This is a genomic window from Pseudomonas sp. DE0010, from assembly GCF_007680745.1.
GTDB classification, from domain to species: Bacteria; Pseudomonadota; Gammaproteobacteria; order Pseudomonadales; family Pseudomonadaceae; genus Aquipseudomonas; species Aquipseudomonas parafulva_B.
The window spans coordinates 1-242 of the sequence record NZ_VEJQ01000281.1; the positions used below are offsets into that span (position 1 = coordinate 1).

1 protein-coding gene is annotated in these 242 nt (G+C 73.6%); it reads right to left on the reverse strand.

Features of this window, described 5'->3' with window-relative positions:
* On the reverse strand, positions 1 to 234 hold a 234-nt coding region (locus tag FS767_RS22540), incomplete at its 3' end, for a cellulose synthase operon protein YhjQ/BcsQ (protein ID WP_305986830.1).
* Positions 235 to 242: the final 8 nt, after the last annotated feature.

Genomic DNA, 242 nt, shown 5'->3' on the forward strand with positions numbered 1-242 from the left:
GGTCGCATCCGCGGTCGTCACCCCCAGGATCCGGGTGGCCAGGGCCAGGGCCTGACGACTCAGGGGCGTCGAGCCCGTGGGGCAGTCGAGGATCACCAGGGTATCGGCCGGGACGTCCAGCGCCTGCAGGCGGCGGGTCAGCCACTGGGTGTCGGTGGCCAGGGCCTGCTCCAAGGCCTGCAGATCCAGCTCGTCGGGGGCGCCAAAGGGCACCAGGCGCAGGCGCTCGTCCACCGCCAGGC